The organism is Pseudomonas sp. TR47 (genome assembly GCF_044143025.1).
Lineage (GTDB): Bacteria > Pseudomonadota > Gammaproteobacteria > Pseudomonadales > Pseudomonadaceae > Aquipseudomonas > Aquipseudomonas putida_E.
This window is the reverse complement of the sequence record NZ_JBHFCS010000028.1, coordinates 12,887-26,101: the sequence shown is the minus strand read 5'-3', so window position 1 is coordinate 26,101 and position 13,215 is coordinate 12,887. Positions and strand designations below refer to the sequence as shown.

Genomic DNA, 13,215 nt, shown 5'->3' with positions numbered 1-13,215 from the left:
ACAGTTTGAAATAGTCCCCCGATTGAATCAGCGCGTCCGGCCCCTTATATACCCCGCATACGCAACACACTCATCCGTCAGGAGAACGTAACAACCATGATGCGCATTCTGTTGTTTGTAGCCACCAACCTTGCGGTGGTGCTGGTTGCAAGCATTACCCTGAGCCTGTTCGGCTTCGACGGGTTCATGGCCGCCAACGGGGTTGACCTCAACCTCAGCAGCCTGCTGGTCTTCTGCGCCGTGTTCGGCTTCGCCGGCTCCCTCGTTTCGCTGTTCATCTCCAAGTGGATGGCGAAGATGAGCACCGGCACCCAGATCATCTCCCAGCCGCGTACCCGCCACGAGCAGTGGCTGCTGCAGACGGTCGAAGAGCTGTCCCGCGAAGCCGGCATCAAGATGCCCGAAGTGGGTATCTTCCCGGCCTACGAGGCCAACGCCTTCGCCACCGGCTGGAACCGCAACGACGCATTGGTAGCCGTGTCCCAGGGCCTGCTGGAGCGCTTCTCGCCTGATGAAGTGCGCGCCGTGCTGGCCCACGAGATCGGCCACGTGGCCAACGGTGACATGGTCACCCTGGCGCTGGTGCAGGGCGTGGTGAACACCTTCGTGATGTTCTTCGCCCGCATCATCGGCAACTTCGTCGACAAGGTGATCTTCAAGAACGAAGAAGGCCAGGGCATTGCCTACTACGTGGCGACCATCGTCGCCGAGCTGGTCCTGGGCATCCTCGCCAGCATGATCGTCATGTGGTTCTCGCGCCGCCGCGAATACCGCGCCGACGAAGCCGGTGCGCAACTGGCCGGCACCGCCGCGATGATCGGCGCCCTGCAGCGCCTGCGCGTCGAGCAAGGTCTGCCGGTGCACATGCCCGACACCATGAAGGCCTTCGGCATCAATGGCGGCCTCAAGCACGGCCTGGCCGGCCTGCTGATGAGCCACCCGCCGCTGGAAGAGCGCATCGAGGCATTGCGCCGCCGCGGCTGATTCTCTGCCAACAAGCAAGGGCGACTTCGGTCGCCCTTTCTCATGCAGCCGGCCCGCACATGTAAATCACAAATCCTCAGAACTGCGGGGTATCTGTGAGCCGGCTTGCCGGCGATAGGGCCGGCACAGGCAAACCCAAATCAGAACCGTACGCGATACACCCGCTCCACCAGGCGTTTGACCCCCGCCTGCAAGAACTTAGGGCTTTCCCCTATCACGTCTCGCGCCTCCACCTCCTCCACCTGCCACCCGGCAAACCCACGCCGCACTTCCTCGTCGGCGACCGAAAACGGCGGCCCCTCCAACAGTTTCTGCTCGTAGTCCAGGGTCACCAGAAGCCCACTACCCCCAGGCAGCATTCGCGAAAGCAAGCCCATGTAACGCTCACGCATTTGCGGTGGCAGGGCAATCAAGGCAGCCCGGTCATACAGCCCCACGCAATCGGCCACATCCTCGGCGCGCAAGGCGAAGAAATCGCCACACCAAAGCTCCACCTCACCACTGCACCAGACCTCGAACGCCCCCTGTTGCCGGACCTGCGCCTGCAGCCCCTGCTCCTGGAAAAAGTCCTCCACCGCCCGGCGCGACAGTTCGATACCCCGCACGCGATAGCCCTGCCCCGCCAGCCAGGCCAGGTCCAGGCTCTTGCCACACAGCGGCACCAGCACCCGGCTACCGGCAGCCAGGCCGAGCCCCGGCCAATAGCGTTGCAGATAGGGGTTGGCTTGAGCCTGGTGAAAACCGATCTGGTTATCGGCCCACTTTCGGTGCCAGAACGCCGGCTCCATAGTTCCTCCTGGTTTTTAGATCGGTTGCGCAAAAATCTTATATTGGATATCGATCGGTGACTGATCGAAGATGACTGCATCTTACCCCTCAGGACCCTACCATGCTGCCCAGCCTGTTCATTTCCCACGGCTCCCCCATGCTCGCCCTGCAGCCCGGCGCCAGCGGGCCGGCGCTGGCCCGGCTGGCCAATGCCCTGCCACGCCCGAAGGCGATCGTGGTGGTTTCGGCGCACTGGGAAAGCCAAGAGCTGCTGGTGACCGGCAACCCGCACCCAGAAACCTGGCATGACTTCTACGGCTTTCCTGCAGCGCTGTATGCCGTCCAGTACCCTGCGCCTGGCCATGCGCTACTGGCCGCGAACGTCAGCGAGCGGCTGAACGCCGCCGGCCTGCCGGCTCGCCTGGATGCCCAGCGGCCATTCGACCATGGGGCCTGGGTGCCGATGTCGTTGATGTATCCCGACGCAAACATTGCGCTGATTCAGGTGTCGCTACCGAGCCACATGGGGCCGGCGCTGCAAATCAAGGTCGGCCAGGCATTGGCCGGGCTGCGCAGCGAGGGTGTGTTGCTGGTGGGGTCCGGGAGCATCACCCATAACCTGGGCGAGCTGGACTGGCATGCCGGGCCGGACGTGATCGCGCCTTGGGCACTGGCGTTTCGTGACTGGGTGGTGGAGAAGCTGAGCGAGGACGACCAGGCCGCGCTGCTGGACTTCAAGCAACAAGCGCCGTTTGCGCTGCGTAACCATCCCAGTGATGAGCATTTCTTGCCGTTGTTATTTGCCCTTGGGGCCGGGGGCAGATTTGGCATCGTGCACCAAGGGTTTACCCTGGGGGCGCTGGGTATGGACATCTATCGCTTCGACTGAAGAATCGCCCGTAGCGGCCTTGCGTCGCGAAGGGCTGCATGGCAGCCCCAAAAAACTGCAGGCAAAAAAAATCCCCGACCTAAGCCGGGGATTTTTTCATTACACCAGGATCAATCTTCGCGGTAGCGACGCAGCTTCAGCTGCTTGCCAGCCACGCGGGTGTCCTTGAGCTTGGTCAGCAGGCGCTCGAGGCCGTCTTCCGGCAGCTCGACCAGGCTGAAGCTGTCACGCACCTGGATGCGACCGATCGCATCACGGGCCAGGCCACCTTCGTTGAGGATCGCACCCAGCAGGTTCTTGGCGGCGATACCGTCACGGGCACCCAGCGCGGTACGGCAACGCACGCGGCCTTCGGCCAGCGGCAGTGGCGCACGACGCTCGCGCTCACCACGGTCGCTACGCTCGGCACGGTCACCACGCTCCGGGCGCTCACCGCGCGGTGCGAAGCTTGGTACCAGCGGCTGCTCGCGCTCTACCGCTGCCAGGTCCAGCGCCTGGCCATTGGTGGCCTTGCGCAGCAGTGCTGCAGACAGGGCACGCGGGCTGCAACCCAGGGCGTCGGTCAGGCGGTCGAACAGTTCACCGTGGGTGGCTTCTGCTTCGGCCACCAGCGGCGCCAGGCTCGAGGTCAGCTTCTTGATGCGCGCATCCAGCACGGCCTGAGCGTTCGGCAGGCGCGCTTCGGCAACCTTCTGCCCGGTAACGCGCTCGATGACCTGCAGCATGCGGCGCTCACGCGGGGTGACCAGCAGCAGTGCACGGCCTTCGCGACCGGCACGGCCGGTACGGCCGATACGGTGCACGTAGGACTCCGGGTCGTACGGCATGTCCACGTTGAACACGTGGGTGATGCGCGGTACGTCCAGACCACGGGCAGCGACGTCAGTGGCGACGACGATGTCCAGGCGGCCATCCTTGAGCGAGTCGATGACGCGCTCACGCTGGTTCTGGGCGATGTCGCCGTTCAGCGCAGCAGCCTTGTAGCCTTTAGCTTCCAGGGCGGCGGCCAGGTCCAGGGTGGCTTGCTTGGTACGCACGAAGGCGATCAGCGCGTCGAACTCTTCCACTTCCAGCAAACGCAGAACAGCCGGGATCTTCTGGTCGGCGTGCACCATCAGGTGAGCCTGGTCGATCGCGGTGACGGTCTGGGTCTTGCTCTGGATCTTGACGTGCTTGGGTTCACGCAGGTGACGTTCGGCGATCGAGCGGATCGACGACGGCAGGGTAGCGGAGAACAGTACGGTCTGACGGCTGGCCGGGATGGCATCGAAGATCACTTCGAGGTCATCCATGAAGCCCAGCTTGAGCATTTCGTCGGCTTCGTCCAGCACCAGGTACTGCACGGTGGACAGGACTTTCTCGTCGCGACGCAGGTGGTCGCACAGACGGCCCGGGGTGGCCACGACGATTTGCGCGCCGTTGCGAATGGCACGCAGCTGTGGGCCCATCGGGGCACCACCGTATACAGCCACCACGTTAACGCCCGGCATCTGCTTGGCGTAGGTTTCGAAAGCGGTGGCTACTTGCAGCGCCAACTCACGGGTTGGCGCCAGGATCAGGGCTTGCGGTTCGCGCTTGCTCACGTCGATCTTGTTGAGGATCGGCAGGGCGAAGGCAGCGGTCTTGCCGGTGCCAGTCTGCGCCTGGCCGATCATGTCGTGACCGGCGAGGATGATCGGGATCGATTGATGCTGAATAGCCGAAGGCTCTTCGTAGCCGGTGGCCAGAACAGCGGCAACGATATTCGGATTGAGATCGAGAGCGGCGAATCCGCCGGTTTCCTGGGTCATGGGTCTGCCTCTATGTGCATCCGCAAAGACCCATGCTCCAAAGCTGCACATGCCTTGAAAGACCAAATGGTCACCCAGGCAGCTCTGGCGGCGGGGATTTGCGAAAACGATTGAAAAAGAAAAACTTGGGAAGGTCCGCCTAGCGGACGTGCAGCCGAAGCTGGACTCGGAGGATTTGCACCACCTGATTTTGAGGTCCGCTAAAAGACCGGCGCGTACTATACCCGAATTAATAGCGGGAAGTGTGGAAAATTTTCACGGGCCTGGGGCCAGTACGAGGCCATCAATGGCCGATAGCTGAAACGATTATCTCTCAAAGCCTGGCACGGCCCCGGTAGGAGCGGCCTTGTGTCGCGAAAGGGCCGCAAAGCGGACCCGGCAATGTATGCGGCGACGCTAAAATCCCGAGGGCGCTTCGCACCCTTTCGCGACGCAAGGCCGCTCCTACCGGGGGCCCGCGCCAGGCCTTCACGTTGCGGGGCGGATTTCCTTGATCAACCCCTCCAGGCTGTACCCCAGCTGTGGCGCCAAGGCTTCAGCCCTGCCCTTGAGCCCATCCAGGTCCAGCGTTTGCTCCAGGTCCGCCGGCACCAGCAGGATCACATTGCCCTCCTTCACCGGCAGCTCCCAGTAATGCCGGTGGTACAACCCGCGCAACAGCGCCGCACCCAGCGGCCTGCCGTCATCACCAGCCCACTGGTTGATCACCAGCCAGCCACCGGGGTTGAGCTGCTTCTGGCAATTTTCCAGAAAGGTCCAGGCCAGATGCCCGACACCCGGGCCGTGGTCGGTATACAGGTCGACGAACAACAGGTCGGTTTTCTCCGCCGTGGGCAGCAGCTCAAGGGCATCGCCAACCCGCACATACAGCCGCGGGTCGTCGTCCAGGCCCAGGTACTCCATGGCCAGGCGCGGTACATCCGGGCGCAGCTCGATGGCCTCGATGTCTTCCAGCGGCAGGAACTTCATGCAGGCCTGGGTCAGGGTGCCGGCGCCCAAGCCAAGAAACAGTGCGCTTTCAGGCTGTTCGTGGCACAGCGCACCGACCAGCATGGCGCGGGTATAGTCGTACTCCAGCCAGCTGGGGTCGGCCGTGAACACGCAGCTTTGCTCGATGGCATCGCCAAATTCGAGGAAGCGGTAATCATCCACTTCATACACGCTGATGACCCCAAAGGCATCCTCGACCCGAGCCAACAGCCGTTCTTCCCGCTCCGTCGCCATGAACCTGCCACCCGCCCGCGCAAAAACGCGCATTGTCCGCCAACGCCCCCGATGCAACAAGCTCAGCGCCAACTGTTACCATGGCAGACAGCCTATAACCGACAAGACCGAGCCTGTGATGAACCAACCGTGGAGCCCTGACAGCTGGCGTGCCCTGCCGATCCAGCAGCAACCGACCTACCCCGATGCCGCGCATCTGCTCAAGGTCGAGCAGACCTTGGCCAGCTACCCGCCGCTGGTGTTCGCCGGGGAAGCGCGCGAGCTGCGCAGGCAGTTCGCCGAGGTCACCGAAGGCCGCGCCTTCCTGCTGCAGGGCGGCGACTGCGCCGAAAGCTTCGCCGAGTTCTCGGCGGCGAAGATCCGCGACACCTTCAAAGTGTTGCTGCAGATGGCCATCGTCATGACCTTCGCCGCCGGCTGCCCGGTGGTCAAGGTCGGGCGCATGGCCGGCCAGTTCGCCAAGCCACGCTCATCGGGTGACGAAACCATCGGCAACGTCACGTTGCCGGCCTACCGCGGCGACATCGTCAACGGTATCGGCTTCGACGAAAAAAGCCGCGTACCGGACCCCGACCGCCTGCTGCAGGCCTACCACCAGGCCACCGCCAGCCTCAACCTGCTGCGCGCCTTCGCCCAAGGCGGTTTCGCCGACCTGCACCAGGTGCACAAGTGGAACCTGGACTTCATCGCCAATTCGGCGCTGGCCGACAAATACCACCAGTTGGCCAACCGCATCGACGAGACCCTGGCCTTCATGCGCGCCTGCGGCCTGGACAGCGCCCCGCAATTGCGCGAAACCAGCTTTTTCACCGCCCACGAGGCACTGCTGCTGAACTACGAAGAAGCCTTCGTGCGCCAGGACAGCCTGACCGGCGACTACTACGACTGCTCGGCACACATGCTGTGGATCGGCGACCGCACCCGCCAGCTCGATGGCGCACATGTGGAGTTCCTGCGCGGGGTGCACAACCCGATCGGGGTCAAGGTCGGCCCGAGCATGAACCCTGAAGAGCTGATCCGCCTGATCGATACGCTCAACCCGGCCAACGACCCTGGGCGCCTCAACCTCATCGTGCGCATGGGCGCCGGCAAGGTCGGTGAGCACCTGCCAGGGCTGATCCGCACCGTCGAGCGCGAGGGGCGCAAGGTGCTGTGGAGCTCGGACCCGATGCACGGCAATACCATCAAGGCCAGCAGCGGCTACAAGACCCGTGACTTCGCGCAGATTCTCGATGAGGTGAAGCAGTTCTTCCAGGTGCACCAGGCCGAAGGCAGCCATGCGGGCGGCATTCACATCGAGATGACCGGGCAGAACGTTACCGAGTGCATCGGTGGCGCACGGCCGATTACCGAAGATGGGCTGTCGGATCGCTACCATACTCACTGCGACCCCCGCATGAACGCCGACCAGTCGCTGGAGCTGGCGTTTTTGATTGCCGAAACGCTCAAGCAGGTACGCCGTTGAGGTAACTGCCTGTCGCAGCCCTTCAGCGTTCTCAAGACCGAGCGCCGCCCCTGCGGCGCATCACGGCCCACCCTCATTTACGCAGCGGATCATCCCAGAATGGCCGCTCTGCCTCCTGCTGGATATCTGCCCGGCTCAACCCCAGATCCTGCAACGTCGCATCGCTGAGACTGGCCAGCTCCCGACGCTGGCGGTACAGCTCCAACCAGCGAGCCGGGCGCTGCAAGGCCGCATGCCACAGGTGGTTAAGGGAAAAGGCTGGGTGCTGAATGCTGCTGACATGACCTTTCATCGTGAAGCCCTCCGTGTTGATGGCTTCAGTCTCGCGCCGGGCTTAAGATCAATCCAACGAATGTTTCTTATGCCATGCATCTAGGAGATTGATGCAATGTCCCACTACCAAAGCCTCGATGCCGACGTGCTGCGCACCTTTGTCGCCATTGCCGAGCAAGGTGGCTTCACCCGCGCCGGCGAAGTGGTCAACCGCACCCAGTCGGCCGTCAGCATGCAGATGAAACGCCTGGAGGAAGACGTCCTGCAGCGCCAACTGTTCGAGCGCGACGGCCGCCAGGTGCGCCTGACCGCCGAGGGCCAGGTACTGCTGGGCTACGCACGGCGCATCCTCAAGCTGCATGGCGAAGTGTTCAACACCTTGCGCATGCCGCACATGGTCGGCCTGGTGCGCATCGGCACACCGGACGACTACGCCATGCGGTTCTTGCCGACCATCCTGTCGAGTTTCGCCCAGGCCTACCCGCTGGTGCAGGTGGAGGTGCACTGTGATTCGTCGAAACACCTGATGCTGCGCCAGGACCTGGACCTGACCATCGTCACCCGCGAGCCCGGCAACGAGGTTGGCCAGTTGCTGCGCCAGGAACGCCTGGTGTGGGCCGCCGCCGAAAGCTTTTGCCCACAGGAGCAACGGCCCATGCCGCTCGCACTGTTCAACACCGACTGCTTCTGCCGCGCCTGGACCTGCAATGCCCTGGAGGCCCAAGGCATCGACTACCGCATCGCCTACACCAGCCCGAGCCTAGCGGCGATCTTCGCCATCGTCACGGCAGGGCTGGCAGTGACGGCGCAGTTGCAGAGCCTGATTGGCGGCAATATCCGCATCCTGGGCGAGCAGGACGGCTTGCCAGAGCTGCCGGTGGCCAATGTGATGCTGCTGCGCAATGCACAAAGCCAGTCACCGATCACCGATTGCATGGCCGACTACATCCTCGAAGGCTTCCAGTAATGGCTGTGCCATACGCCACACCCTAAAGCTCAAAGCCCAGCATCACCGCGCACACCACCAAAAACACACAAAACATCGCCCGCAACACCTTCTCCGGCAGCGCATGGGCCAGCCGCACTCCCCAGCTGATACTCAGCAGGCCGCCTACCGCCAACGGTATCCCCACACCCCAGTCGACACTGTGGTGCACGCCATAGGTCAGCAAGGTCACCATGGTGCTCGGCGCCGCCAGCGCCAGCGACAGCCCTTGCGCCACCACCTGCGTGGCGCCGAACACGCTGGTCAGGATCGGCGTGGCCACCACCGCGCCGCCCACCCCGAACAAACCGCCCATGGTTCCACTGAAGCAACCCAGCACTCCCAGCCAGGGCCAGGGATGGCGCAGCTCCGGGCTTGCCGGAGCAGCCTTGATAAACAGACGCGCCACGTTCCACAGGGCCAGCGCCACCAGAAAGCCGACGAAGCCCAGGCGCATGGCCTGCGCATCGATACCCACTGCCCAGATCGAGCCCAACCAGGCGAACACCAAGCTGCACACCGACAACGGCAAGGCATGGCGCAACTCGATGCGGTTGCGCTGGTGATAACGCCACAGCGCCAGCAACACGTTCGGCACCACCATCACCAAGGCCGTGCCTTGGGCCAATTGCTGATCGAGCCCGAACAGCACACCCAGCGCCGGGATGGCGATCAACCCGCCGCCAATGCCGAACAACCCACCCATGGTGCCCAAGGCTGCGCCCAGCACGATATACAACAACCACTCGATCATCAGGGCCTCATCCGCCTGCGTTAACAATGCGAGCATGCTAACGATTACCCTCTGGCGGGGAAACGCACAGCAACGCACAATGGCTGTGCGATTCATGCAAAAGCAAGGCAGCCATGAGCCCTGACACCCTGACCGATCAACTGAGCCTGTTCCTCGATGTGCTGGAGACCGGCAGTTTTTCCGCTGCCGCCCGGCGCCATCCACTCACCCCTTCCGCCGTCGCCCGGCGCATCGACAACCTCGAGAGCGCCGTGGGCAGCCGCCTGTTCACCCGCAGCACCCATGCGGTGCGCGCCACGCCTGCAGGCAACGCTTTCGCCGAGCGCGCCCGGCGCATCATCGAGGAACTGCGCCTGGCCCGCGCCGAGGCCGTGTCCCTGAGCAGTGCACCGGAGGGCTTGATCCGTATCGACGCCCCTGCCGCCTTCGGCCGCCGCCACCTGGCGCCGGCCATTGCCGACTTCCTGGTGGCCTACCCTGGCCTTGATGTGCACCTGCGCCTGATCGACAGCTTCGTCGACCTGCACGGCAGCCACCTGGGCGAAGTCGACCTGGTGCTGCGTGCAGGCCCTCTGGCCGATACCCGCCTGGTCGCCACACCGCTGGCCTACATGGTCCGCGTCGCCTGCGCCAGCCCCGCCTACCTGGCCAGCCGCGGCATACCCGCCTGCCCCAGCGAATTGCCCGACCACGACGGGCTGGACTGGGACGGCCTGGCACCGCCGTTCGCCTGGCGCTTCAACGTCGATGGGCAATCACGGCTGTACCGGCCCTCGCGGATGCGCATGGCCGCCAACAATGCTGAAACGCTGCTGTTCGGCGCGCTTGCCGGCCTGGGCATTGCCCACCTGCCGACCTGGCTGGTCAGCGAGTACCTGCTGCGTGGCGAACTGGTGCCGCTTTTTTGCGACAACGGCCTGCCCGCGGCAGAGACCAGCGGTATTTATGCGCTGCGCCTGGCACATGAAACGAACTCTCGCAGCCGCTTGCTGCTCGAATTCCTCAAGAGCCGCTTCAGCCCGATCCCCCCGTGGGACCTGGCACTGCGAAGTGAGCTGCGATGGCAATGAGCGCGCAAACCTTCAGCGTGCTAGATTTCCCCATTGATCACATTCAAGGACCTGCATGAACGCCGACACCCAAGCTTCTTGCGACGAGCTGCTGCTGGACAACCAGGTCTGCTTCGCCCTGCACTCCACCTCGTTGCTGATGACCAAAGTCTACAAGCCACTGCTGCAGGCGCTGGGCCTGACTTACCCGCAGTACCTGGCCATGCTCGTGCTGTGGGAACAGGACGGCCTGACCGTGGGCGAGATCAGCCAGCACCTGCTCACCGACCCCGGCTCACTCACGCCATTGCTCAAGCGCCTGGAAAGCGAAGGCCTGCTCAAGCGAACCCGTAGCCGCGAGGATGAACGGGTGGTGCTGGTGCAACTGACCGACAAGGGGCGCGCCCTTCAGCAGCAGGCCAAAGAGGTGCCGCCGTGCATTCTCAAGGCCAGCGGCCGCAGCCTGGAGCGCCTGCAACAACTACAGGCAGACCTGCTGGAATTGCGCGACAGCCTGCAAAAGAACCTCTGACGGCTATGCTGTGCAATGCCCGTTCGGACGAGCGGTGAAGATTTATCTTGCGCACTAACTAATTGCGCGCTAATTTAAATCCCGTACCCACCCGATGCACCCGGCATACACACGGGGCGCACAGCACACTAGCGAGGCTCAATATGCACAAGGTCACTCCGCTGTACATCGCAGAAGCCACCTCCACTGGCGGTCGCGACGGTAAATCCCGCTCCAGCGACGGCAAGCTGGAAGTCAAGCTGAGCACCCCCAAGGAACTGGGCGGCGCGGGCGGTGACGGCACCAACCCTGAGCAAATGTTCGCGGCCGGCTATTCGGCCTGCTTCATCGGCGCACTGAAATTCGTCGCCGGCCAGGAGAAAAAGCAACTGCCTGGCGACGCTTCGATCACCGCCAAGGTGGGCATTGGCCAGATCCCCGGTGGCTTCGGCCTGGATATCGACCTGCACATCAACCTGCCGGGCCTGGCCCAGGCCGAAGCCGAAGGGCTGGTGGAGAAGGCGCACCAGGTGTGCCCTTATTCCAACGCTACCCGCGGCAATGTGGATGTAAGGCTGCATGTAACGGTCTGAACACAGGCACAAAAAAACCCGGCCGAGGCCGGGTTTTTTGTGCACATCACAAGAAGAATTACTTCTTGGAACGGCCCTTGAAGCTGTTGTCGCGAGTGTCGATGTCGATCCACTCGTCGATCTGGATGAAGTCGGCAACCTGGATCTCGGTACCGTTCTTCAGCTTGGCAGGCTTCATGACCTTGCCCGAGGTGTCGCCACGCGCAGCGTTCTCGGTGTAGACAACCTGACGGCTGATGGTGGTCGGCAGCTCGACCGATACCAGACGGCCTTCGAAGAAGACGGCTTCGCAGATGTCTTCCATGCCTTCTTCGATGTACGGCAGAACGGCGTCGATGTCTTCGGCGTTCAGTTCGTACATGGTGTAGTCGGTGGTGTCCATGAAGGTGTACGAGTCACCGCTGATGAACGACAGGGTCGCTTCTTTGCGATCCAGGATCACGTCGTCCAGCTTGTCGTCCGCACCGTAAACGGTTTCGGTCTTGTAGCCGGTCAGCAGGTTTTTCAGCTTGGTCTTCATGATCGCGCTGTTGCGACCCGATTTGGTGAACTCGGCTTTCTGAACCAGCCACGGGTCGTTGTCGATCCGCAGTACGGTACCGGGTTTCAGTTCTTTACCAGTTTTCATTACGAAGTATCCGAATCTGGATGGATTTATAAAAATCGAGGCCGCATATCATAGCCAATTTCGGTAAAACTGTACCAGCGCCTTGGCGAGGTCCGGCCGAGCGGCTTGGCGCGCCGCCCACTCACGGGCATGCTGCTGCAGTTCCGGCCAGTGTTTACGGGCCCCTCGCCAGGCCTGGTGCATATCGTGGTTCATGTTCCAGGCGCGCCACAATGCCACCATCGCCTCGCCGGCAGCGTCCGACAGGCCCTGTCGATAAAGGCGCAGGAACGCGTCGAGCTTTTCCCAGTGGGCGTTTTCCTCTTGCACGTAGATGTGCCAGAGCATCGGCCGGCCGGCCCACTGCGCACGCACGAACGAGTCTTCGCCGCGCACGGCATTGAAATCGCAGCTCCACAGCAGGCGGTCATAGTCGTCCTGGCTGACGAACGGCAAGATCTGCACCCTCAGCGCCCCCCGCTGGAACACGTCACCGACCTTGAGCCCCGGCTCGCCCAGCCAATTGGCCAGGTCCGGGAGAATACGGCCTTGCGGTACCAACAGATGGGTGGCGCAGGTGTCGGTGGCCAATGCGTCGAGCCAGCTGCCCAGTTGCGGGTTTTCATAGGCGAACAGCGAGACCAGTTGCGCCTCGGCCTGCACGTCTACACCCAGCCCTTGCAGGAAGGCGGCTCGCGCCTGTGCAGATTGCTCGAAAGCCTGCCGCTGCGCCAGCAACGAAGCCTCGCGCAGCAACCCGCCTGTCTTCTCGGTAAAGCCCGGGAAGAAAAACACCTTGCGCAGGCCATTGGGCTGCGGCGACGGCAAGCCGTGGCAGCCCTCCACCCAGTCTTCGGCACTGAGGTAGTCGAGGTTAAGCCAGAGGACCGGCGTGGAACGGGCACGCATCGCTTCGACGTACTGTGCGGGCAACTGGCAGGCAAAGGCACCAATCACCACATCGGCAGGCTCGACCGGCTGCCACTGGCCAGGCCAGGCGCGCACTTCGACGCCCTGCTGCCATTGCCGCGCGGCGCCGGCGTCGGCGCCTGGGCACAGGGGCACGAAAGCCTCCAGGTCGTCCACCCACAGGCGCACCGCCAGCCCGTGCTCGGCCACCAACTGCCGGGCCAGGCGCCAGGTCACGCCGATATCACCGTAGTTGTCGACGACACTGCAGAAAATGTCCCAGGTGACGTTCATGTGCCCTGCCCTCGCCCTGCGCAAAATCACGAATTCTGCGGTTAAATTGTCGCCGACAAAAGCACCAACGCTGAAAAACCGCCCGATGCCATGCGACAATGGCCGTCATAACGCCTGCCA

Annotated in this window: 13 protein-coding genes and 1 pseudogene; 7 read left to right on the top strand and 7 right to left on the bottom strand. The window is 63.1% G+C overall.

The genetic code is table 11. The annotated features are described in order from the left end of the window. Positions 1 to 96 precede the first annotated feature (96 nt). Entirely contained in the window at positions 97 to 984 is an 888-nt protein-coding gene (gene htpX / locus ACEWE8_RS22835; RefSeq protein ID WP_115275592.1) for a protease HtpX, read from the top strand. Positions 985 to 1,124: 140 nt separating this feature from the next. Here the strand turns inward: htpX and ACEWE8_RS22830 are convergent, their stop codons facing one another. Next, a complete protein-coding gene (locus ACEWE8_RS22830; RefSeq protein ID WP_046786593.1) occupies positions 1,125 to 1,772 on the bottom strand; it encodes a thiopurine S-methyltransferase in 648 nt (215 codons plus the stop codon). A gap of 101 nt (positions 1,773 to 1,873) precedes the next feature. Between ACEWE8_RS22830 and ACEWE8_RS22825 the strand changes: the two genes are divergently transcribed. Further along, positions 1,874 to 2,641 (top strand): class III extradiol ring-cleavage dioxygenase, encoded by a 768-nt coding sequence (locus tag ACEWE8_RS22825; protein WP_046786594.1) that lies wholly within the window; start codon positions 1,874 to 1,876, stop codon positions 2,639 to 2,641. Between the two features lie 110 nt (positions 2,642 to 2,751). Here the strand turns inward: ACEWE8_RS22825 and ACEWE8_RS22820 are convergent. Further along, positions 2,752 to 4,465, bottom strand: a pseudogene (locus tag ACEWE8_RS22820) (DEAD/DEAH box helicase). A gap of 434 nt (positions 4,466 to 4,899) precedes the next feature. After that, positions 4,900 to 5,655 carry a spermidine synthase gene (locus tag ACEWE8_RS22815; RefSeq protein ID WP_046786595.1) on the bottom strand — a complete coding sequence of 252 codons (756 nt, stop codon included), beginning with the start codon at positions 5,653 to 5,655 and terminating at the stop codon, positions 4,900 to 4,902. Between the two features lie 118 nt (positions 5,656 to 5,773). On the opposite strand from ACEWE8_RS22815, the gene ACEWE8_RS22810 reads away from it, so the two are divergent. Continuing rightward, the gene (locus tag ACEWE8_RS22810) at positions 5,774 to 7,120 is read left to right on the top strand and encodes a class II 3-deoxy-7-phosphoheptulonate synthase (protein ID WP_039603334.1); all 1,347 of its coding nucleotides are present in this window, start codon (positions 5,774 to 5,776) and stop codon (positions 7,118 to 7,120) included. A 73-nt stretch (positions 7,121 to 7,193) separates the two neighbouring features. Here the strand turns inward: ACEWE8_RS22810 and ACEWE8_RS22805 are convergent, their stop codons facing one another. Continuing rightward, positions 7,194 to 7,412: a DUF1127 domain-containing protein gene (locus tag ACEWE8_RS22805; RefSeq protein ID WP_012313385.1), complete on the bottom strand. Its 219-nt coding sequence runs from the start codon at positions 7,410 to 7,412 to the stop codon at positions 7,194 to 7,196. Positions 7,413 to 7,508: 96 nt separating this feature from the next. Here ACEWE8_RS22805 and ACEWE8_RS22800 point away from each other — a divergent pair, with 96 nt between their 5' ends. Further along, positions 7,509 to 8,360, top strand: a complete 852-nt coding sequence (locus tag ACEWE8_RS22800) for a LysR substrate-binding domain-containing protein (RefSeq protein WP_046786596.1) — start codon at positions 7,509 to 7,511, stop codon at positions 8,358 to 8,360. Between the two features lie 22 nt (positions 8,361 to 8,382). On the opposite strand, the gene ACEWE8_RS22795 is transcribed toward ACEWE8_RS22800, so the two are convergent. Further along, complete coding sequence (locus ACEWE8_RS22795) at positions 8,383 to 9,132, bottom strand: sulfite exporter TauE/SafE family protein (RefSeq protein WP_046786597.1); 750 nt, start codon at positions 9,130 to 9,132, stop codon at positions 8,383 to 8,385. Positions 9,133 to 9,245: 113 nt separating this feature from the next. Here ACEWE8_RS22795 and ACEWE8_RS22790 point away from each other — a divergent pair, with 113 nt between their 5' ends. The 3 genes from ACEWE8_RS22790 (at position 9,246) to ACEWE8_RS22780 (ending at position 11,285) form a co-directional block, all read left to right on the top strand. Next, complete coding sequence (locus ACEWE8_RS22790) at positions 9,246 to 10,202, top strand: LysR family transcriptional regulator (protein ID WP_046786598.1); 957 nt, start codon at positions 9,246 to 9,248, stop codon at positions 10,200 to 10,202. 55 nt (positions 10,203 to 10,257) lie between these two features. Continuing rightward, positions 10,258 to 10,713 (top strand): MarR family winged helix-turn-helix transcriptional regulator, encoded by a 456-nt coding sequence (locus tag ACEWE8_RS22785; protein ID WP_046786599.1) that lies wholly within the window; start codon positions 10,258 to 10,260, stop codon positions 10,711 to 10,713. Positions 10,714 to 10,856: 143 nt separating this feature from the next. Further along, complete coding sequence (locus ACEWE8_RS22780; protein ID WP_039605055.1) at positions 10,857 to 11,285, top strand: organic hydroperoxide resistance protein; 429 nt, start codon at positions 10,857 to 10,859, stop codon at positions 11,283 to 11,285. Positions 11,286 to 11,343: 58 nt separating this feature from the next. On the opposite strand, the gene efp is transcribed toward ACEWE8_RS22780, so the two are convergent. After that, a complete protein-coding gene (gene efp, locus ACEWE8_RS22775; RefSeq protein ID WP_012271109.1) occupies positions 11,344 to 11,913 on the bottom strand; it encodes an elongation factor P in 570 nt (189 codons plus the stop codon). Between the two features lie 48 nt (positions 11,914 to 11,961). After that, positions 11,962 to 13,095 (bottom strand): elongation factor P maturation arginine rhamnosyltransferase EarP, encoded by a 1,134-nt coding sequence (gene earP, locus ACEWE8_RS22770; protein WP_046786600.1) that lies wholly within the window; start codon positions 13,093 to 13,095, stop codon positions 11,962 to 11,964. Positions 13,096 to 13,215: the final 120 nt, after the last annotated feature.